Annotated in this window: 19 protein-coding genes; 3 read left to right on the forward strand and 16 right to left on the reverse strand. The window is 55.5% G+C overall.

The features are described 5' to 3' along the window. Window positions 1-36 precede the first annotated feature (36 nt). Window positions 37-285: an HPr family phosphocarrier protein gene (locus VA597_RS09260; RefSeq protein ID WP_128742488.1), complete on the reverse strand. Its 249-nt coding sequence runs from the start codon at window positions 283-285 to the stop codon at window positions 37-39. A 128-nt stretch (window positions 286-413) separates the two neighbouring features. Here VA597_RS09260 and mtaB point away from each other — a divergent pair, with 128 nt between their 5' ends. Further along, window positions 414-1,739, forward strand: coding sequence for a tRNA (N(6)-L-threonylcarbamoyladenosine(37)-C(2))-methylthiotransferase MtaB (mtaB, locus tag VA597_RS09265; protein ID WP_326974496.1), 1,326 nt, complete (start codon window positions 414-416; stop codon window positions 1,737-1,739). Here mtaB and VA597_RS09270 read toward each other — a convergent pair. After that, a complete protein-coding gene (locus VA597_RS09270) occupies window positions 1,703-2,992 on the reverse strand; it encodes a glycoside hydrolase family 10 protein (RefSeq protein WP_243112471.1) in 1,290 nt (429 codons plus the stop codon). The genes mtaB and VA597_RS09270 overlap by 37 nt on opposite strands. Before the next feature lie 71 nt (window positions 2,993-3,063). On the opposite strand from VA597_RS09270, the gene VA597_RS09275 reads away from it, so the two are divergent. Both VA597_RS09275 and VA597_RS09280 read left to right on the forward strand, forming a co-directional pair. Beyond that, on the forward strand, window positions 3,064-3,429 hold the full coding sequence (locus VA597_RS09275) for a zinc ribbon domain-containing protein (RefSeq protein ID WP_128742491.1): 366 nt from the start codon (window positions 3,064-3,066) through the stop codon (window positions 3,427-3,429). Between the two features lie 17 nt (window positions 3,430-3,446). Next, on the forward strand, window positions 3,447-3,725 hold the full coding sequence (locus VA597_RS09280) for a DUF1294 domain-containing protein (protein WP_128742492.1): 279 nt from the start codon (window positions 3,447-3,449) through the stop codon (window positions 3,723-3,725). A gap of 131 nt (window positions 3,726-3,856) precedes the next feature. Here the strand turns inward: VA597_RS09280 and VA597_RS09285 are convergent, their stop codons facing one another. The 14 genes from VA597_RS09285 to topA form a co-directional block, all read right to left on the reverse strand. Further along, window positions 3,857-4,342 carry a hypothetical protein gene (locus VA597_RS09285; RefSeq protein WP_128742493.1) on the reverse strand — a complete coding sequence of 162 codons (486 nt, stop codon included), beginning with the start codon at window positions 4,340-4,342 and terminating at the stop codon, window positions 3,857-3,859. Window positions 4,343-4,414: 72 nt separating this feature from the next. Then, on the reverse strand, window positions 4,415-6,820 hold the full coding sequence (gene leuS, locus VA597_RS09290; RefSeq protein ID WP_128742494.1) for a leucine--tRNA ligase: 2,406 nt from the start codon (window positions 6,818-6,820) through the stop codon (window positions 4,415-4,417). Window positions 6,821-6,883: 63 nt separating this feature from the next. After that, window positions 6,884-7,237 (reverse strand): ribosome silencing factor, encoded by a 354-nt coding sequence (rsfS, locus tag VA597_RS09295; protein ID WP_128742495.1) that lies wholly within the window; start codon window positions 7,235-7,237, stop codon window positions 6,884-6,886. Between the two features lie 27 nt (window positions 7,238-7,264). Beyond that, window positions 7,265-7,834 carry a bis(5'-nucleosyl)-tetraphosphatase (symmetrical) YqeK gene (gene yqeK / locus VA597_RS09300; RefSeq protein WP_128742496.1) on the reverse strand — a complete coding sequence of 190 codons (570 nt, stop codon included), beginning with the start codon at window positions 7,832-7,834 and terminating at the stop codon, window positions 7,265-7,267. Then, window positions 7,824-8,438, reverse strand: coding sequence for a nicotinate-nucleotide adenylyltransferase (gene nadD, locus VA597_RS09305; protein WP_128742497.1), 615 nt, complete (start codon window positions 8,436-8,438; stop codon window positions 7,824-7,826). Before nadD ends, yqeK begins: the two co-directional genes overlap by 11 nt. Before the next feature lie 36 nt (window positions 8,439-8,474). Further along, the gene (locus VA597_RS09310; protein WP_128742498.1) at window positions 8,475-8,780 is read right to left on the reverse strand and encodes a YhbY family RNA-binding protein; all 306 of its coding nucleotides are present in this window, start codon (window positions 8,778-8,780) and stop codon (window positions 8,475-8,477) included. Further along, window positions 8,774-9,361 (reverse strand): RdgB/HAM1 family non-canonical purine NTP pyrophosphatase, encoded by a 588-nt coding sequence (rdgB, locus tag VA597_RS09315; RefSeq protein ID WP_128742499.1) that lies wholly within the window; start codon window positions 9,359-9,361, stop codon window positions 8,774-8,776. Before rdgB ends, VA597_RS09310 begins: the two co-directional genes overlap by 7 nt. Further along, a complete protein-coding gene (gene ftsY, locus VA597_RS09320) occupies window positions 9,336-10,280 on the reverse strand; it encodes a signal recognition particle-docking protein FtsY (RefSeq protein ID WP_207668575.1) in 945 nt (314 codons plus the stop codon). Before ftsY ends, rdgB begins: the two co-directional genes overlap by 26 nt. Before the next feature lie 20 nt (window positions 10,281-10,300). Continuing rightward, a complete protein-coding gene (gene smc / locus VA597_RS09325; RefSeq protein ID WP_128742501.1) occupies window positions 10,301-13,873 on the reverse strand; it encodes a chromosome segregation protein SMC in 3,573 nt (1,190 codons plus the stop codon). Beyond that, complete coding sequence (locus tag VA597_RS09330; protein WP_128742502.1) at window positions 13,839-14,888, reverse strand: elongator complex protein 3; 1,050 nt, start codon at window positions 14,886-14,888, stop codon at window positions 13,839-13,841. Before VA597_RS09330 ends, smc begins: the two co-directional genes overlap by 35 nt. Continuing rightward, complete coding sequence (rnc, locus tag VA597_RS09335) at window positions 14,888-15,562, reverse strand: ribonuclease III (RefSeq protein ID WP_243112472.1); 675 nt, start codon at window positions 15,560-15,562, stop codon at window positions 14,888-14,890. The genes VA597_RS09330 and rnc overlap by 1 nt, the downstream gene beginning before the upstream one ends. A gap of 28 nt (window positions 15,563-15,590) precedes the next feature. Further along, window positions 15,591-16,601, reverse strand: coding sequence for a phosphate acyltransferase PlsX (gene plsX, locus VA597_RS09340; RefSeq protein WP_128742504.1), 1,011 nt, complete (start codon window positions 16,599-16,601; stop codon window positions 15,591-15,593). 15 nt (window positions 16,602-16,616) lie between these two features. Continuing rightward, the gene (gene trmFO / locus VA597_RS09345) at window positions 16,617-17,939 is read right to left on the reverse strand and encodes a methylenetetrahydrofolate--tRNA-(uracil(54)-C(5))-methyltransferase (FADH(2)-oxidizing) TrmFO (protein WP_128742505.1); all 1,323 of its coding nucleotides are present in this window, start codon (window positions 17,937-17,939) and stop codon (window positions 16,617-16,619) included. Continuing rightward, entirely contained in the window at window positions 17,936-20,017 is a 2,082-nt protein-coding gene (gene topA / locus VA597_RS09350) for a type I DNA topoisomerase (RefSeq protein ID WP_128742506.1), read from the reverse strand. Before topA ends, trmFO begins: the two co-directional genes overlap by 4 nt. Window positions 20,018-20,066 lie beyond the last annotated feature (49 nt).

Below are 20,066 nucleotides of genomic sequence, written 5' to 3' on the forward strand. Positions count from 1 at the left end.
GCGCCGGTCTTTTCGGGCCGCGCTGTACCTCTCATTTTAAGCTTTTACCGGTATGGGATCACATTGGAACTGTTGTAACTGCCTGATAAAATCATCCGCATTATTGCTGTCGACTTCGATTTTCAACGGCTTGGACAAATCAAGGCTGAAAATTCCCATAATCGATTTTGCATCGATTTTGTACTTGTCGGTAGCAAGATTGATCGGAAAATTATAACTGTTTGTCAATGTTACAAATTTTTTCACTGCTTCAATGCTGGAAAGAAGAATCGAAGACGTGTACATACAGTTACCTCCCTTAGTAATTTATCAGTACAAATATATATCAAATTTGACAAGAGGTCAATATTCAATCTGCCTAATAGATTTTTTATTAAGGTAAAACAAAATATCTACTTTTTAAAGGTGTGCAAATGAAAGTAACCGTCATTACCCTTGGATGCAAGGTCAATCAATATGAATCCCAGGTTCTGCTGAACCGTCTGCAAGCGGCCGGTTTTACCGAATGCGGCCCTTTGGAGGAAAGCGACGTCGTCATCCTGAACACTTGCACGGTGACGTCGATGAGCGACCGGAAAACGCGCCAGATGCTTCACAAGGCACGCAGGGAAAATCCGGACGCCGTTCTGATTGCGACCGGATGTCTGCCGCAGGCGTTTCCCGGGGCGGCGGACGACCAGCTAGCCGAAGCCGACATCGTTCTGGGAAACTCCAACCGTTCCTCCCTCCTGCCGGACCTGCAGAAATTCTTAAGGGACCGCCGGAGGATCGTCGATATTGTCCCCCATGAAAAAGACGAAAAATTCGAACCGATGAGCACGAACGGTTTTTTTGAACGGACCCGCGCTTTTCTGAAAATAGAAGACGGCTGCAACCGGTATTGCTCTTATTGCATCATCCCCTATGCGCGAGGTGCGGTGCGTTCCAAGCCTCTGGCCGAGCTGAAAGCTGAACTGAGGGAGTTGGCTGCCGGAGGATACCTGGAAGTAGTATTAACCGGAATCAACCTGTCCGCTTATGGCCAGGACCTAGGCCTGACACTCTGCGACGCGGTGGAAGCCGCCTGCGCGACGGAGGGAATCCGGCGTGTCAGGCTCGGTTCCCTGGAACCTGAGCAGTTGGATGAATCCGTAATCGCGAGGATGCGGCGTCAGGAAAAACTTTGCCCGCAGTTCCATCTTTCCCTCCAGAGCGGCTGCGACGAAACCTTAAAACGCATGAACCGTCATTACGACACGGAGGAATACCGCGGGATCGTATCCAACCTGCACCGGGAATTCGCAAACGCGGCCATCACGACGGATATCATGGTGGGATTTCCGGGTGAGACCGAAGAGGAATTCATGAAATCAAGAGCATTTCTGGAAGAAATCGGTTTTGCAAAGGCGCATGTTTTCGCTTACTCCCGGCGGCCCGGCACCGCCGCCGACCGCGCTCCGGGACAAGTGGACCCGAAAGGGAAAGAGGACCGCAGCCGCCGCATGATCGAAGCCGCCCAAAAAACGAGGTCGGCTTTTTTGCAGAGCCAACGCGGGCTGACGGAGTCCGTCCTGTTTGAGCAAAAATGCTCCGCCGGCGTCTACGAAGGTTACACGGCGAATTACACGCCAGTCAGAACGCACAGCGCAGAAGACCTCCGCGGAAAAATCCTGCCGGTCCATATTTCCGAAGCTACGGAGGACTTCTGTCTTGCGGAACCGGTTCAGGGCGAGCGCGCCAAAGCTTCCACAACGTTCTGAACCTCCTGCTTGGTCTGGTCTTTGTCCAGATAATCGGAGGAATAGAACATAAAGCCGTCGCAGGAGGTCTGGCGCCCGTATTCGACCTGGCTGGCCAGGATTCCGCTGGAGTCTTTCCATGTGCCGCTGTCCGCGTCGGAACCCGCCTTATAGACCGCAAGCCCTAAGTATAATTTGATGTCTTTGCCGGTGACCAATTGCCTCCATGTTTTTGCAGCAGTGTCGAACGGCAGAACCGGATTTTCAAAGTTTACATAAAGCTGAGGACAAATATAATCCACATATCCGGATACGGAGCACCATTCCGTGACGTCCGCACCCATCGCCAGGTCGTTCTGGACATTGCCCTGCGGCGCGATTCCAAACGGCATGGAAGGTTTGACGGATTTTATCTCCTGATACACCAGAGAGACCATTGCGCTGATATTGGCCTGCCGCCAGTCGGCCAGCGCCATCGGCGTTCCGGTTTTAGCGGCGGACGTCTTGTACGCGGCATACGCCGTCTGGTCGAACGATGCGTCCTGCGTCGGATAGAAATAGTCGTCGAATTGAATTCCGTCCACATCGTATTTTTGGGCAATTTCTTTTGTGCCGTCGGCAACCAGCCGGCGGACGCCGTCGTAAGCCGGGTTGAGATATTTGCCGCCCTCAAAGTCAACCGCCCAGTCGGATTTTCCGGAATCATTTTTCCAGGTGTTGTAGATATTGTTCACCGCTAAAATCGAAGGCGTATTGGAAACCTGGATCCGCAGAGGATTCACCCACGCCTGAATTTTCAGCCCGGCCTGATGGGAGGCTTTTACCATATCTGCCAAAGGGTCATACCCCGGATTGACTCCCTGCGTTCCGCCGACAACATGACTCCACGGAAAATAGGAGGACGGATAGAGCGCATCCGCGAAAGGCCTTACCTGGACAATCAGAGTGTTCATGCCGCATTTTTTCGCATTTCCGACAATCGTGTTGAACTTTTTCAGGAAAGCCTGTTCGCTTTTATCGTCGTCCCTGCTCATATTCAGGCTCAGATAGGGCACCCAGACCGCCCGCATCTCATCCGTGCTTCCCAAATTTTGAACGGCGGCTTCCACAGAGGAAACCGCACCGGCCGCGCCGGCTGATCCGGAAACCTCGGACAAAGATCCGGAAACGGTTTGGCTGCGGTTTAAGTTGACCGCCATGGTGACTGCGATCACAACCGCAAGGAGAAAAAAGCAAACAAAAATACTGTGCCGGTTAAACAGTCTGATTACCATTTTTTTCATCCTTTCCATCATTTGACAGGAACGGGATTATCGTGTAGAATAAGGCTCTCGGAGGTGGCAGCATGTTTTTCATCATTGGAATTACCAGCGGTACAAGGGAACTCGGCCTGCGAGACTGCGGCTTTTTCCCCTGTTGTTCCATCCGGGGAAGCAGAGCTCTTGTCACATGCGTTTACCGCCAGTTTACCTTCTTCTTTCTGCCTCTGTTCCGTTTTGGAAAACGATATTTTGTCTCCTGCCCCAACTGCGGCGCGGTATATGAAATCAACCGGGAGGAAGGCAGGCGGATCGAGCGCGACCCCTCCGCCGAAATCGATCCGGACGCGGTCTTCCGCGTGGCAGGGCGTGCAGCGCGGTTCTGCCCGAACTGCGGAACACAGGTTGACCCGGAGAGCCGCTACTGCCCGCACTGTGGGGCAAAGCTGTAAGGATAAAGGAAAAAACGATGCCTGATTATATATATTGGACTTCCTATCTGATTATTATTAATCTTGCCGCGGCGGCGGCCGTTGTTCTGGATAAACACCGGGCAAAACGTCATTTGTGGCGGGTTCCGGAAAGCAGGCTCCTGCTTCTTTCCGCTCTCGGCGGCTCCCCCGCGATGCTGCTCACCATGCTTTTGATCCGCCACAAGACAAAACACGCAAAATTCATGGTTGGGATCCCGGCAATTATGACCGTGCAGGGATTCCTTCTGTATGTTGGATTTCGATTCTTAAAGTAGCCATGAAGCAGCCGATGAAAAAAATACGCGGCGTAATCGCCGCGCTTATCGCACAAAAATGCGCTTTGAAAGATTTTAATCTATTCAAAGCGCATTTTGCAAAATAGTAATATTTATTTTTGGTTTTTTATCTACGGCAAGTATTGTTCTTCTACAGCGCTGGCCACACCATTTTGAATTGTCAGCCAAAACACAGAAGTCGATGATGCGGAAATTCTGTCCGCCAATCCGTTTAGGTCCGATTGAAACGGCGTGCCGCTTGTGTCTCTGAAAATGCTGATTTTCGCATCCTTTGCAATCTCTATGGGATTTGTCTCCTTTTTAGAATTATAAATATAAAATCCATCCGGCATATCGTCTTGGGTTAAATGCAGTTCTTCCATACGCTTTTGATCGGAAGCCGTAACCCATTCCACTCGATCAGCCGCAACGGTTCCCGACTTGCAATCACAGCGGCTGAGATACGCGATGAATTTTTCCTCACGGAGAGAGTCAGACGCTTGCTGACCATGATCCGGTTGAGAAGAAGAAACAGATACAGAGCCGACCGGCTCACTGTCGAAAGGAGCTTTTGCAGAACAGGAACTCTCAAATCCGGCAATCAGCAATGCCAGCACACAAATGCACGCAATCCGGAGGCATACAGGAATATTTGAAAACAACCCTATCACCCCGCAGAAAAAAATCAGTTACCGAACAACCAGATTGACCAGTTTCGCCGGGACATAAATTTCCTTAACCAGTTTCTTCCCTTCTATTTCAGCGGAAATCTTACCGTTCGCCTTCGCCTGGGAAAGGGCGTCCTCTTTCGCGATGTCCGCCGGGACCGTCAGCCGCGCGCGGACCTTGCCATTGACCTGGACGGCGATTTCGATGGTTTCATCCACGCATTTCGCCTCGTCAAATTCCGGCCACTCCTGCTGGCAGACCATGCCGCCGAATCGCTGGTTTTCCCAGACCTCCTCGCAGACATGGGGAGCGAACAGGTTCAGAAGGAGAGTGAAAGTTCTGAGTTCTCCTTTCGTAATGGAGCCGGCCGCCGTAACATCGTTGATCAGCGACATCAGAGCCGCGATGGCCGTGTTGAATTTCAGGTTTTCAACGTCTTCTCCGACCTTTTTGATTGCCTTGTTGAACGGCACTTCCAGCTCCCTGCGGATTTCATCCCCTCCGCAGACGATGTCCTGAAGGTTCCAGAACCGCTCGACAAAGCGGCGGCAGCCTTTGATTCCGTTGGTACTCCACGGCGCGGCCTTCTCAAAATCGCCGATGAACATCTCGTAAAGGCGCATCGTGTCGGCGCCGTATTCACGGACGATATCGTCCGGGTTGACAACGTTGCCGCGCGACTTGCTCATTTTTTCACCGTTTTCGCCGAGGATCATCCCGTGGCTGGTCCGCTTGGCATACGGCTCCGGAGTGGGCACGACGCCGATGTCGTAAAGGAACTTGTGCCAAAAGCGGCTGTACAGCACGTGAAGCGTCGTATGCTCCATCCCGCCGTTGTACCAGTCGACCGGAGTCCAGTATTTCAGCGCATCCTGGGACGCGAGCGCGTCATGGTCGTGCGCGTCGGTGTACCGCAGGAAATACCAGGAAGAACCGGCCCACTGGGGCATGGTGTCGGTTTCGCGCTGCGCCGGGCCGCCGCAGTGCGGGCAGGTGGTGTTGACCCAATCCGTCATGTGGGCCAGCGGCGACTCACCGTTGTCGGTCGGCTCATAGGACTTGACGTTCGGCAGCCGGATCGGCAGTTCGCTTTCAGGAACGGGCACATAGCCGCACTTCGGGCATTTGACGATCGGGATCGGCTCCCCCCAGTAGCGCTGGCGGGAGAAGACCCAGTCGCGCAGCTTGAAGTTGACCTTCGCGCGCCCGATCCCCTTTTCGATCAGAGCATCAATGATTTTTTTCTTTGCTTCCTCGACCGAAAGCCCGTTCAGGATCCCTGAGTTGACCAGAATCCCGGTTCCGCAGTCTGTAAAGGCCTCTTCCTGTACACTGCCGCCTTTGACGACCTCGATGATGGGAAGACCGAACTTTTTGGCGAATTCCCAGTCGCGGGTATCGTGCGCCGGAACAGCCATGATCGCGCCGGTTCCGTAGGAGACCAGAACATAGTCGGAAATGAAAATCGGGATTTCCGTCCCGTTGACCGGGTTGATCGCGCTGATTCCGTCCAGCCGGACCCCGGTTTTGTCCTTTGCGACTTCCGTGCGCTCAAAATCCGACTTTTTGGACGCTTCCTCCTGATAGGCGGAAACCTCGTCCGGATTTTTGACCATTCCCTTCCATTTTTCGAGGAGCGGATGCTCCGGGGAAACGACCATGTAGGTCACGCCGTAGAGCGTGTCGGGCCGCGTGGTGTAAACGGTGAGTTGATCCCCCGCCGTCGTGGCGAAATCGACCTCCGCGCCCGTGGAGCGGCCGATCCAGTTGATCTGCTGCGATTTGACCCGGTCCGGGTAATCCACCAGTGCGAGATCGTCGATGAGGCGCTGCGCATACTCCGTGATTTTCAGCATCCACTGCGATTTTACCTTGCGGACCACTTCGCTTCCGCAGCGCTCGCAAACGCCGTTGACAACCTCTTCGTTGGCCAGGACGCATTTGCAGGAGGTGCACCAGTTGACCGCCATCTCTTTTTTATAGGCGAGGCCGTGCTTGAACAGCTGCAAAAAGATCCACTGGGTCCATTTATAATACTCCGGATCGGTCGTATTGATCTCGCGCGTCCAATCGAACGACAGGCCCAGGGATTTCAGCTGCTCCTTAAAGCGGGCCACATTCTTTTTGGTCACCTCAGCCGGGTGCACATGATTTTTAATCGCATAGTTCTCGCTGGGCAGCCCGAACGCGTCCCAGCCGATCGGATACAGAACGTTGTAACCCTGCATGCGCCGCTTGCGCGCGATGATATCCATTGCCGTGTACGACCGCGGGTGTCCCACATGGAGTCCCTGCCCAGATGGATAGGGAAACTCGATCAGCGTGTAGTATTTCGGCATGTCATGACGGTCGGAGGCGTGAAAAACCCCGGCTTCTTCCCAGCGGTCCTGCCACTTTTTTTCAATTGGTCTGTGATCATATTTCATTGATTCATACGCCCCTAAATTTGTATCATTTTGCGCGGCAAAGGAACTCCGCCGCGCTGAAAGTCAATTTAAATATGGGGATAGATACACAATCTCTCCATCCTGCCAAAGCCTGTCCAGATCGTAAAATTTTCTGGATTCTTCTGTAAAAACATGGACCACTACATTCCCGTAGTCAAGCAGGACCCAGGAGTTGGAGCGGTATCCTTCCTTATGGCCGGGTTTGAGCCCGGATTCCTCAAGCTGAAATTCCGTTTCATCCGCAAGCGCCTTTACGTGCGTGCTGCTGGTGCCGGTTGCCAGGACAAAATAATCGGCAAGGATCGACACATCCCGGATTCCGATGATCTTGAGATCCTTCGCCTTTTTGCTGTCCAATATTTTCGCAGCCTTTGCGGCCAGTTCCAGTGACGTCATTCCCAACAACCTTTCTGATTCCGTTTTCTAAGATTGATTCTGCAAAATCGTATGGTTATAGGCCGCGATGGTGTCGGGGTGGATCGGCCGTTTCGCATCGGCCAAATCCTTGATCGTGAAGACGATCCCCGCGATCATGGCCTCTTCAAGACTGTTCCTCGCGGCTTCCCGCATCCGCTCCACGCCGGGGTAATCCCTGTCGTCCGAAATAAAATCGGCGATAAACAGAATTTTATCCAAAAGTGTCATGTTCTCCCGTCCCGTTGTGTGATAACGTACGGCCTGCAGGATTTCAGGATCGGTTACGCCCAATTCCCGGCGGATGTATTCCGCGCCCAGCATCGCATGCCACAGCTTCGGGGCACACCGCTCCACTTCCGTGAGACGGATGCCATACCGGTCCATGAGGTTTCTCTGCTCTTCCCGGGGAAGGTCCTTCATGATGTCGTGAAGGATCCCGGCGGTCTCCGCCTTCTTTTCGTCCGCGCCGTACCGACGGGCCAGCTGAGCCGCCGCACGGGAAACGCATACGGAATGCTCGTAACGCTGATCCCCCAGAAGGGTTCGGATCGCTGATTGATAGGACTCAAAGTTCATATGATTCCTCCGAATACAGGTGATGTCGGTAAATGTAATCGGCGACCGCCTGCGGGACATAAGCGGAAAGGTTTTCTTTTTTCCGAGCGGCATTCCGAACCATTGTGGAAGAAATCGGCAAAAATTCGATATCGCAGATCATCGTTTTCGCCCCCGCCCTTCCGACTCTTTCCGCATATTCGTTCAGCGCTTCGCACCCACGTTCGCTCCGCGGCGCGGCGCAGACCGTTGCCAAAGAATAAATCTTCTCCGGTTCGTGCCACTTCCCCAAAGTCAGAAACATGTCCTCCCCCGTAATGAAAAACAGCTCCGAACCGGGATTCTCCCGCTTCACAGCCAAAAGCGTGTCGGAGGTATAGCTCGGGCCGTCCCGTTCGATCTCGATGGCGCTGACCTCAAATCCGTCCCGCTCCACCGCAAGCCGGCACATCTCCAGCCGGTCCCGCGCCGGCGCCAAATCCCGGATGACTTTATGCGGCGGAATTTTTGTGGGAATCAGCAGGACGCGGTCCGCCCCGATCCTCTGCGCGAACTGGCGGACCAAATGCAGATGCCCGTTATGGACCGGATTAAAGGTTCCGCCAAAGACCGCTAGTTTCTGCATTGTTTTCACCCGGAACTCCCTTGTTTTTTTATCATATTACTTTTTTCCCGCTTTGGGAAGCATTATTTTCGGGTCCTTTTCGTTTTTGCGGTACAAAACGAACCGGGAACCGATCACCTGCACGGATTCGGCGTGAACCAGGGCGGCGATCCGGTCCGCCGCTTCCCGGGCGGAAACGGGCGAAGTTTCCAGCACTCTTCCCTTGATCAGTTCCCGCGCGGTCAGTGCATCGCCGGCCTGTTTGACCAGATCGTCCCCGATCCCGGATTTTCCAACGATCAGGATCGTATCGATCGGATTGGCAAGCGAGCGCAGATAGGCGCGCTGTTTTCCCGTCAGCATTTTGATTGCTCCTCATACTCTTTCAATTTTTCAGCAAAATCGCGCAGCGCGCGCCCCCGGTGGCTGATTCTGTCCTTTTCTTCTCCCGACAGTTCCCCGAACGACTTGTCCCCGACCAGAAACAGCGGATCGTAGCCAAACCCGCCTTCGCCCTTTGTGGCAAAGGCGATGGAACCCGCGCATTCGCCCCGCGCCGTGATCCTGCCGCCATTCGGGAACGCGCAGCAGATCGCGCAGACGAACCGTGCGCCGCGTTTTTCCACGGGGACGTCCCGGAGTGCGCTGAGCAGCTTTTGATTGCGGTCGGAGCTGCTGGCTCCTTCCCCGGCATACCGTGCGGAATAAACGCCCGGCTGCCCGTTCAGGGCGTCCACCGCGATCCCGGAATCATCTGCGACGGCAGGAAGCCCGGTAGCCCGGCAGGCGGCTTCCGCCTTTAGACGGGCATTTTCTTCAAAGGTCCGGCCGGTTTCTTCCACTTCCTCAAGCTCCGCCGTTTCCACCGACACGGACAGAGGCGATAAAATTCTTTGAAATTCCACGACTTTGTCTGGATTATGCGTCGCCACGATCAATCTCATCCGATTCTTCCTTTCTTTCAAACAATGCCCTCGCGAATTGGTCCGCATCAAATGCCTGAAGATCATCCACCTGCTCTCCAACCCCGATAAATTTTACCGGCAGGTTCAGCTCCTCCCGAATGGACAGAATTACGCCGCCCTTCGGGGTTCCGTCCAGCTTTGTCAGCACGATCCCCGTGATGTCGGCGGCGGCCTGAAATTCCCGCGCCTGATTGACGGCGTTCTGCCCGGTGGCCGCGTCCAGGACCAGAAGGACCTCTCGGTCTGCGTCCGGCGCTTCCCGCTGAATCACGCGGTTGATTTTGGCAAGCTCCTCCATCAAGTTCTTTTTATTGTGAAGCCGTCCGGCCGTATCGCAGATAACGACATCCGCTCCCCGGGCCTTGGCGGCGGCGACGGAGTCGAACACCACGGAAGCCGGATCGCTGCCCTGCGTCTGTTTGACCAGCTCCGCCCCGGAGCGCCGCGCCCACACTTCCAGCTGTTCGATCGCGGCGGCGCGGAAGGTATCCGCCGCGCCCAGGATCACTTTTTTTCCCTGCTTTTCCAGCAGGGCCGCAAGCTTGCCGATTGTCGTGGTCTTGCCCACGCCGTTGACCCCGATGACCAGAATCACGGAGGGTTTGGTTTCGATTTTCAGTTCTTCTCCGCCGCGGAGCAGATCCGCCACAATGGAGCGAAGCAGATCATAAACGGCGTTCGGGTCCTTTACCCCCTGTTCCCTGACTTTCCGGCGGAGCTCGTCGCAGATGCGGCCGGCAGTCGCAACCCCGACATCCCCCAGAATCAAGAGCTCCTCCAGCTCCTCAAACAGGGACTCGTCTATTTGGGTAAAAGAACTCAGCATGGCCGAAACGGAAGCGCCCATGCTTTCCCTTGTTCTTTTCAGGCCGTCCCTGATTTTTGAAAATAGTCCCACGGGTTTCCCCTCCTTGCCCCTCAGGGCTTGATTCCCATTTTTATCTCCAGTTCGGACGCCGGCATTTCCAGCATTTTGGAAACGCCCTCCTCCTGCATGGTCACGCCGTACAGAACGTCGGCTTCCTCCATGCTTCCGCGCCGGTGCGTGATGACGATAAACTGCGTGTTTTCCGTCATTCTGCGCAGATAAGCGGCAAACCGATTGACGTTCACGTCGTCGAGAGCCGCCTCGATCTCATCCAAAACGCAGAACGGCGGCGGATTCACTTTCATAATGGCAAAATACAGCGCAATTGCCACCAAAGCCTTTTCTCCGCCGGAAAGCGCCTCCAGATGAGAGACGATTTTCCCCGGCGGCTGAACGGAAATTTCGATTCCGGAACCAAGAACGTCGTCCGGCTCACTGAGGGAAAGCCCCGCTTCGCCGCCCTCGAACAGGTCGCGGAAGGTCTCGGAGAAACAGCGGTTGATCTGCTCGAACCGGACCGAAAACAGGTCGCGCATCCGGCCGGTCAGATCGCCGATCAGCTTTTTCAGCTCATCCCGGGACTGCTCGACGTCCGCGATCTGCGCCTTCATAAATTCGTACCGTTCGGAAACCTCCTTGTATTCCTCCACGGCAGAAAGGTTGACCGTGCCGAGCGATTTAATTCTGCTTTTCAGCTCGCTCAGCCTGCGCTGCGCTTCCTTTGGGTCCTGTGCGGGTTCCGCCTCCTGTTCCGCCTCCCGGCGGGTCAACTCGTACTCCTCCCACAGACGGGAAATAATCTCATCGTATTCCTTCTGGAGGTTGTTCCTGCGCTCTTCCAGGCGAGCCAGCTCGTGGCCGATTTTTTCCTTTTCCTCTGACTTTTCCCGTTCGGAAGCGCGCAGCTCCACCGACTTTTTCTCCAGCTCCATGCGCTCCCGGTTCAGACCATCGGCTTTTTCGGCCGCTTCCTTCGATTGGTTCCGCAATTCGCCGGCCTCCTGGCCAAGGCGTTCGATCCTGGCGTTCAGTTCGGCGTTGGAAGTTTCAATTTCCTTGATCTGATCCGCGAGGACGCCAAGTTTTTCCTTCTGCCCCAAACTGCGTTTTTCCAGATCCCCCACGGTATCCCGAAGAGACTGCGCGTCTTTCCGTGCGGAGAGGCGGTCCAGCTCGATTTGCTTCAGATCGGCGGTCAGCCTGTCCAGTTCCGTGCTGATTTCATCCCGGCTGCCCCCGGCCTTTTCAAGCTCCGTTTTCAGGGCTTCTATCTGACCGTTCAGTCTTTCCGATTCCGTCTGCGCGTTCCGGACGGCTTTTCCCTGCTCTTCCAGACGCGCATTTGCCGTCGCTTCCTCCTGCTTCAGGCTGATTGCGCTCTTCTCCGCGGTTTGCAGGTCCGCAAGGATTCTGCGGTGCTCCGCGTCGGCATGGACTCTTTCCTCCTGAACTGTCGCAAGTTCTCCCTTGGACGCCGAAAGGCCGGCTTCTTCCGATGAGACTTCCTGTGCGGCTGCTTTCAGCGTCTGGGCGGCAGCGTCAGCTTTTACGCGCAGCTCTTCCGCCTGCTTTTTCAGAGCCTCGATCTCGGAAGCTCTGCTCAGAAGACCGGAATTTTTCGCCAGGGAACCTCCCGTCAGGGAACCCCCCGCGTTCACCACCTGGCCATCCAGCGTTACAACACGGAACCGATACCCGTATTTCCCCGCAATCTGAACGGCAAAATCAAGATTTTCCGCGACGGCGATTCTGCCCAGAAGGGATTTTAAAATCTCCTGATACCGCGGGTCACAGGAGCAGAGTCCGGAGGCAACTCCGACAAAACCCGGGCATCCGGACAAACCCGGCTCCGCCAGAACCCTGCCTTTGATCACGGAGAGCGGAAGGAAGGTGGCACGGCCGGAATTTCTGTCCTTTAGAAAACCGATGGCGCGTTTGGCGTCCTGCTCCGTACCGACAACAATATTCTGCATGGAGGCGCCGAGCGCCGTTTCAACGGCCACGGCATATTCCTTCGGAACGCGGATCAGCCTGGAAACCGGGCCGTGAACTCCGTTTAATGCACCGCGGGAGGCCTCCTTCATCACCGCCTTGACGCTTTGGGAAAATCCTTCCAGATTGCGTTCCAAATCCTCCAACAGGCGGGCCCTGCGAAGGTGGTCCTCCAGATCAAGACGGAGACCGTCGCTTTGCCTGCGGGATGCTTCCAAGCGGTCCCGGCGGGTCTTCAAGCGCATTTCGTGTCCCTGCACCGTATTGCCGAGCGCTTCGATCCGTCGGTCATAATTTTCCAGCTTTTGTAAGTATTCTTTCTCTTTTTCTTTCAGCGATTCATGCTTTAATCGGATTTCTTCCGCATTTTTATGTATTTCATTCAGGCGGAGCCGGATCTCCGCAATGGACGCGGACGCCGTCATTTCGAGCATTCTGAAATCCGTAGCCTGAGAGGACAGTTCTGTCATTTCGCGGGTAAAGCCGTCCATCCTGCCCGCCGTTTCGCTCAGGCTGCCCTTCAATTGCTCCAGCCTCGCGGAACAGTCGGCAAAATCTGCGTCTCTCTTTTTGACATATCCGTTTTTTTCTTCGATCTGTTTTTCCTTATCCTGAATCATGCGCAGAAGCTCTTCCCCGGAAAGGCGGCTCTGCTCCATTTCGGTTTGAATGCGCTCTATGTTCTCGCGGTTGTGGAGAATGTCGTTTTTCAATACGGATGCTTCGGCGTCTTTTTGCGCGGCACTCTCCTGCAGCTCCGTCCCAAGCCTTCTTGTCTCGTCGATGCTCGCGGAAAATTGGTTTGACCGGCTGAAGATTTTTTCCAGTTCCTCGTCCAGCGAAAGGATCGACTGTTCCGCCGCGTCATGCTGGGACTTTGCCGCCAGAATTTTATCCTCCTGCTCCCGCAGAATGAGCGCGGATTGGTTCAGGGTCCTCAGCCACAGGCTGATTTCGGCCTTTCTTTTTTCCTCTGACAGTTTCAGGTATTCCTTCGCCTTTTCCGCCTGCTCCCCCAGCGGTCCCACCCGGCTTTCCAGCTCCGCCAGAATGTCGTTGAGGCGCAGCAGGTTGTCCTCCGCCTGGGAAAGACGGCGCTCGGACTCCTCCCTGCGGTAGCGGAAGCGGGAAATTCCCGCCGCTTCTTCAAAAATTTCCCGCCGGTCTTCGCTGCGGGCCGCGACGATGGCGTCGATCCTGCCCTGCCCGATCATGGAATACCCGTCCCGGCCGAGGCCGGTATCCATGAACAGCTCGTTGACATCCTTTAAGCGGACGTTCGTTTTATTGATCAGATATTCGCTCTCTCCGGAACGATAATAGCGGCGCGTTACGGCGACGCCGTCGGACTCAAAGGGAAGCTGACGCCCGGTGTTGTCGATATTCAGAGTGACCTCAGCAAAGCCGAGCGCCTTTCTGGCCGGCGTTCCTCCAAAGATGACATCCTCCATTTTCGTGCAGCGCAGGGAGCGGACGGACTGTTCCCCGAGCACCCAGCGGACCGCGTCGCTGATATTGCTCTTTCCGCTTCCGTTCGGTCCGACCACCGCTGTGATTCCGTCGTGAAAAGTCAGCGTCGTCCGGTCCGGAAACGTTTTAAAGCCCTGGAGCTCCAGCGATTTCAGCAGCAAGCCTTTTCCCTCCCGCATCACAAATTTGAAAATCCCCCCTGCTCAGGGCCGCGTCCTGTTCCAGCGCCGCGGAATAGCCGAATGCCGACAGCGCCTTCAGATTGCGCTTTTTCTGTCCGTTCGCAACAGAGATGCTTTTCGGATTGACCCGGATCACGATCCGGCCCTTCGGCACTCCGCTCACCGTCAGGCTGCGGGTGATCCTGTCCAGCATTCTCCGGCTTTCGCAAAGCTCTCGGAACGCCGGATGCCAGGGTCCCGCCAGAGTGTCCCGCTCCAGCTCCGGCGAAGCATGCAGCCCAAGGCGGATCACCGGAATGCGCCTCTCTTCAAAAAAATCGAGCAATCCGGCGCACAGGCTGACCGTTTCCTCCATTCCTGGCGGATGATATTTTCCCAGTAGGAACAATTCGCCCAGCTTCGTCCCCTTGAGGACAATGGTCGGGTAAATCCTCACACAGTCGGGGGATAAGGCAGCCAGTTCCTCCGCCGTATTCCATGCGCCGGATACGGTATCGCCATACAGGCCGGTCATCATCTGCAGGCCGAGAGAAAAGCCATAGGTATGGATCAGGGCGGCGGCACTTTTTACCTGCCGCGCGGTGTGCCCTCTTTCGTTCAGAGCCAGCACGCGGTCGTCCATGCTCTGGGCGCCGAGTTCAATGGTGGTCACACCGTAATTCCGCAGAATCGAAAGAATTTCAGAATCGACCGCGTCTGGGCGGGTGGAAAGCCGGATACCTGCAAAGGATCCCCTTTTTATATACGGATACGCCGCCTCCAGAAGCGAGATCATGTAAGTCCGTTCCAACGCGGTGAAGCTGCCGCCGAAAAAAGCAATCTCAGCGGATTTTGCCCGCTCCCCCAAACTGGACAAAGCCGTTTCAGCCGCGGAAATCACGTCGGCGGGCTCCGGCTGAACGGCTTTTCCCGTAATGCTCTTCTGGCTGCAGAAGCTGCATGCGTGAGGACAGCCGTTGTTCGGCACGAAGAGAGCCACGTTTGCGTGCCGCATCAGTGTCCCATCAATTCCAGAGCCTCGCGCGCCGCCTGCTGCTCCGCTTCCTTTTTGCTGCGGCCGCCGCCCTTGCCGATCACGTTGTTGTCCAGCCGGACCTCGACCGTAAAATGCTTGTCGTGGTCCGGACCGCTTTCTCCGGTCAAAACGTATTCAAGAATTTCTTCCGGATTTTTCTGTACGATTTCCTGCAGGAAGGTCTTATAATCCTTAAAAACTCTCGGCCTGGTCTCCTGTAAGAGAGGCAGAACAAAACCCAGGATGAATTTCCGGCTTTCCTCCATCCCGCCGTCCAGATAGATGGCGGCGGTGATGGATTCAAACGCATCCGCTAGAATCGAGGAGCGGGTTCTCCCGCCTGAGTTCTGTTCTCCCCGGCTTAACAGGAGATACTTTCCCACGCCAAGCTGCCGGGAAAACCCGCAGCAGGCTTTCTCACAGACCAAAGCCGCCCGTTTCTTGGTCAGGTCGCCCTCAGGCAGGTGGGGAAAGCTTTTGTACAGATAATCAGCCACCACCAGCCCGAGGATGGAATCGCCTAAAAATTCCAGCCTTTCGTTGCTCCCGCCGGGGACTTTGTTTTCGTTTGCGTAAGAAGAATGGGTCAATGCCGTTTTCAGATACTCCTGATCTCTAAAATGGTAACCGAGCTTTTCTTCCAGTTCAGTCAACCGAAACGCCCCCTTTCGTAGGTAATCGTCAGTCTTTCTTTTCCGACGAGCCGTATTTCGCGACACTGGAGGCAATTTCGTCCACGACATTGCCTTCCACATACGCCTTCGTCAATCGCAGAGCGTTATAAACCGTTTTCGCTTTCGCGCTGCCGTGCGTCTTGAAGACCGGCCTGGAGCAACCCATCAGCGGAGCTCCGCCGTATTCGTTATAGTCGAAATTCTTTTTCAGCGCCTTCACATCGCTGAGCAAAACGGCAGCCGCCAGCTTGTTTTTAACGCTGTGCGTGAAAATGTTTTTCAATTTTCCCATCAGCATCATCGCCACTCCCTCGAACATCTTCAGAATGACGTTGCCGGTAAAGCCGTCCGCCACAATCACGTCTCCGGCGTCGTTGGGAATATCGCGGGCTTCAACATTGCCGACAAAATTGAGTCCGCAGTTTTTCAGCAGGGAGAACGCGCCGTGCTGGAGCTCTCCGCCCTTATGGTCCTCCGTTCCGATGTTCGCGAGCGCCACGCGGGGATTTTTGATCCCCATGACCTTCTCCATATAAATGGAACCCATGATGCCGAACTGCTGCAGCATTTCCGGTTTGCAGTCCACATTGGCGCCGCTGTCGATCAGCATAAAGCAGCCTTTGTTTTTCGGCATGACAGGCGCGAAGGCGATGCGCCGGACCCCCTTGATCCGCTTGACGATCAGCGTCGCCCCGACCACCAGCGCTCCGCTGTTCCCGCCGGAGACAAAGGCGTCCCCCTTTCCCTGTGCGAGAAGGCGCAGGCCGAGGGCCATGGAGGAATCCGATTTTGCTTTCACGATATCGCCGGCGGAATCCTCCATCGTAATGATTTCCGGGGCGTCGCAGATTTCCATCCGCTCCAGGGACACGCCGCTTTCCTTCGCGACCGTGCGGATTTCCTGCTCCCGACCGGTCAGAACGATGTCGACGTCCAACCCTTTCACGGCATCCGCGCATCCTTTGATAATTTCAAGCGGAGCGTTGTCTCCGCCGAACGCATCGACGATGATTTTCATATCCAGCACCTCGATTCAATTGAACGTCTCTTTTTCTTCCGCCAAAACCCGGTCCAGATCGTTCAGCGCGCGCGCCGCCAGAGCGGCACAGCGTTCCCGCTTGTCCCTGATTTTTTCCGGCAGCGGCGGGATCACGCCAAAATTCGCGCCCATCGGCTGAAACGCCCCGGCCCCGCCGGATTCGACATAACGGCTGAGCGCGCCGATCATGGTCGTCTCCGGCAGGATCAGAGGTTCCCCGCCGGACCGGCGCCTAACGGCATTGATCCCGGCCATGATTCCGGACGCGGCGGATTCCATGTAGCCCTCCACGCCTGTCATCTGTCCCGCAAAAAACAGGTTGGGATTTTCCCGGAAAGCAAAGCCGGAGGTAAGGACTTTCGGCGAATTTAAAAATGTGTTCCTGTGCATCACGCCGTATCTCGCATATTCGGCACGCTCCAACCCGGGTATCATACCAAACACGCGTTTTTGCTCCGGAAACTTCAGGTTGGTCTGGAAGCCGACTAAATTATACATCGTGCCCGATTCATTTTCCTTCCGCAGTTGAAGCACCGCCCATGGCCGGTGCCCTGTCGCCGGATCGCGCAGGCCGACCGGCTTCATTGGCCCGAACCGCAGGGTATCGGGTCCGCGCCGGGCCAGAATTTCGACCGGCATGCAGCCCTCGTACACCTTCGGGTCGGCGATATCGAACTCGCGGACCGGGGCGCGCTCGGCGGAAATCAGCTCCGCGTAAAAGGCTTCGTACTCCCCGCGGTCCATCGGGCAGTTCAGGTAGTCGTCCTCTTCCCCCTTGCCATATCGGGACGCGGCGAAAATCCGTTCCCGATTCAGGCTGTCCGCCGTTACGATCGGGGCCGCCGCATCGAAAAAGCTGAGGCTTCCGCCGCAGAGAGCGGAAATTTTCTCCGCCAGCGCGTCGGAAGTCAACGGCCCCGTCGCGACCACAGCAATGCCGTCCGGTGGGAGCTCCGTCAATTCTTCCCGGACCACATGGATCATCGGATGAGAAGCGATTTTTTCCGTGACCGCTTTTGCGAATGCGTCACGGTCAACTGCGAGCGCGCCCCCGGCAGGCACGCGGCAGGCGTCCGCGCAAGGCAGCAGCACCGATCCAAGCCTTCTCATCTCCTCCTTTAACAGCCCGGCGGCGCTCTCCCGCCGCTCCGCTTTCAGGGAATTGGAACAGACAAGCTCCGCGAAATTCCCGTTCCGGTGCGCCGGAGAAAATCGGAGCGGCTTCATCTCATACAGTTCGACCGGAATCCCGGCCTCTGCGATCCGCCAAGCCGCTTCGCAGCCGGCAAAGCCGGCTCCGATCACCCGGATGCTCATTCTTCCTCCGTTTTTTCATATCCGCAGTCCGGCGTGACGCAGTACAGCTTCGGATGCTTTCCCTTTTTCTTCAGAAGCGTTTTGCCGCATTTCGGACACTTTTCCATGGAAGGTTCGTCCCAGGAGACAAAATCGCAGTTCGGGTAATTGGAGCAGCCGTAAAAGACGCGCCCTTTTTTGGTTTTTTTAACAATGACCTTTCCGCCGCATTTCGGGCATTCGGCACCGGTTTCCTGCACGTATTTTTTCACATTTTTGCACTCCGGATATCCGGGACAGGCCAGGAACTTTCCGTAACGGCCGTTTTTAATCACCATATGGCGCCCGCACTTTTCACAGATGACGTCGGTCACATCCTCCTTAAGCTGGATCTTGACCCCCTGCATCTCTTCTTTGGCGGTTTTCAGCGTTTTGTCAAAATCTCCGTAAAAAACCTCCAGCGTTTCGACCCAGTCCGTTTTCCCGCTCTGAACCGCGTCGAGATCATCTTCTACCTGCGCGGTAAATTTGACGTTGACGATTTTCGGGAACCGTTCCTTCATCAGGTTGGTGACAGTCTCTCCCAGTTCCGTCGGCTTCAAAGCCTTTCCGTCGCGGACCACGTACTCTCTTCCCGTAATGGTGGAAATCGTCGCGGCGTAAGTGGACGGGCGCCCGATGCCGTTTTCTTCCAGCGCCTTGATGAGAGAGGCCTCCGTATAGCGCGGGGGCGGCTGCGTGAAGTGCTGGCTGCCCGCGATCTCCTTCAGCTTCAGCGGCATGCCGGCTTCCAGTTCGGGCAGGGCCGTACCTTCTTCTTCCTTTTCGTCCTTGGCTTCTTCGTAAAGCACGGTAAATCCGTCGAAGGTGACCGTGAATCCGGAGGCTTTGAAAATGTAGTTCTTTGCCTGAATATCGGCCTGCGTGGTGCTTTGCAGGCAATTCGACATCTGGCTGGCCAAAAACCGTTCCCAAATGAGTTTATAAAGCTTATACTGGTCGGACGAAAGGCTTTCCTTCACCTTTTCCGGGGGAAGAGACGGCATGCTGGGCCGGATCGCTTCGTGGCCGTCCTGAGCATTTGCCCTCGACTTGTAATGGCGGGGAGAATCCGGAAGATATTTGTTCCCCCACCGCTCCCGGATATAATCGCCCGCCTCCTTGATCGCGTCCTCCGAAATGCGCAGCGAATCCGTTCTCATATAGGTGATCAGGCCGACGGCCCCAAGTCCCGGGACCTCCACGCCTTCGTACAGCTCCTGTGCAGCCTTCATCGTCCGCCTGGCCTGAAATCCGAGCCGGCGCGACGCTTCCTGCTGAAGGGTCGAAGTGATAAACGGAGGCGCCGGGGATTTGCGCCTCGTTCCCTTTTTGACCTTGACAACGCTGAAATCGGCGCCCTTCAACTCTTCCAGAATCCGATTGGACTCCTCTTCGCTGGAGATCTTCATTTTGCCGTTCTCATCGCCGTAAAAAGTTGCGGCAAAAACCTTGCGGGATCCTTTTGGAATCAGTTTCGCGTCGATCGTCCAGTATTCTTCCGGAACGAAGCCGCGGATCTCGTTTTCCCGGTCCACAATAATGCGCACCGCGACGGACTGCACCCGCCCCGCGGACAGCCCCCGCCTGATTTTCTGTGACAGAAACGGGCTGAGCTTGTAACCGACCAGCCGGTCCAGAATGCGGCGCGCCTGCTGCGCGTTGACCAGGTCAAGGTCGATGTTCCGGGGATTCTGCATCCCGTTTGAAACGCCGGTTTTTGTTATTTCATTGAAAGTGACGCGGTTTTTCTGGTTCATATCCAAGCCGAGGATATAGGCCAGATGCCATGAGATCGCCTCGCCCTCCCGGTCCGGGTCGGTCGCGAGAAGGATGGAATCGCTTTTGCCCGCCAGGTCTTTCAGTTCCTGTACCAGCTTCTCCTTTCCCTTGATAATTTCGTATTTCGGCTTGAACTTATTTTTGATATCCACGCTTAAACGGTTTTCCGGCAGATCGCGCACATGGCCCATGGACGCCACGACATCGAAACCGGTCCCGAGATATTTTTTAATCGTCTTCGCTTTCGCCGGAGATTCCACAATCACCAGCTTGGACATAAAACCACCTCGCATTGATTCACATTTTCCGCTCCATACCGGGCAAGCG

It is taken from the genome of Caproicibacter sp. BJN0012 (assembly GCF_035986805.1).
GTDB lineage: Bacteria > Bacillota > Clostridia > Oscillospirales > Acutalibacteraceae > Caproicibacter.

Excerpts from the sequence above, each read along its gene's own strand:
- VA597_RS09260 (WP_128742488.1), bottom strand. The coding sequence starts at position 285 with ATGTACACGTCTTCGATTCTTCTTTCCAGCATTGAAGCAGTGAAAAAA.
- mtaB (WP_326974496.1), top strand. The coding sequence starts at position 414 with ATGAAAGTAACCGTCATTACCCTTGGATGCAAGGTCAATCAATATGAA.
- VA597_RS09270 (WP_243112471.1), bottom strand. The coding sequence starts at position 2,992 with ATGGTAATCAGACTGTTTAACCGGCACAGTATTTTTGTTTGCTTTTTT.
- VA597_RS09275 (WP_128742491.1), top strand. The coding sequence starts at position 3,064 with ATGTTTTTCATCATTGGAATTACCAGCGGTACAAGGGAACTCGGCCTG.
- VA597_RS09280 (WP_128742492.1), top strand. The coding sequence starts at position 3,447 with ATGCCTGATTATATATATTGGACTTCCTATCTGATTATTATTAATCTT.
- leuS (WP_128742494.1), bottom strand. The coding sequence starts at position 6,820 with ATGAAATATGATCACAGACCAATTGAAAAAAAGTGGCAGGACCGCTGG.
- rsfS (WP_128742495.1), bottom strand. The coding sequence starts at position 7,237 with ATGACGTCACTGGAACTGGCCGCAAAGGCTGCGAAAATATTGGACAGC.
- yqeK (WP_128742496.1), bottom strand. The coding sequence starts at position 7,834 with ATGAACTTTGAGTCCTATCAATCAGCGATCCGAACCCTTCTGGGGGAT.
- nadD (WP_128742497.1), bottom strand. The coding sequence starts at position 8,438 with ATGCAGAAACTAGCGGTCTTTGGCGGAACCTTTAATCCGGTCCATAAC.
- VA597_RS09310 (WP_128742498.1), bottom strand. The coding sequence starts at position 8,780 with ATGCTGACGGGAAAACAGCGCGCCTATCTGCGCTCGCTTGCCAATCCG.
- rdgB (WP_128742499.1), bottom strand. The coding sequence starts at position 9,361 with ATGAGATTGATCGTGGCGACGCATAATCCAGACAAAGTCGTGGAATTT.
- VA597_RS09330 (WP_128742502.1), bottom strand. The coding sequence starts at position 14,888 with ATGCGGCACGCAAACGTGGCTCTCTTCGTGCCGAACAACGGCTGTCCT.
- plsX (WP_128742504.1), bottom strand. The coding sequence starts at position 16,601 with ATGAAAATCATCGTCGATGCGTTCGGCGGAGACAACGCTCCGCTTGAA.
- trmFO (WP_128742505.1), bottom strand. The coding sequence starts at position 17,939 with ATGAGCATCCGGGTGATCGGAGCCGGCTTTGCCGGCTGCGAAGCGGCT.
- topA (WP_128742506.1), bottom strand. The coding sequence starts at position 20,017 with ATGTCCAAGCTGGTGATTGTGGAATCTCCGGCGAAAGCGAAGACGATT.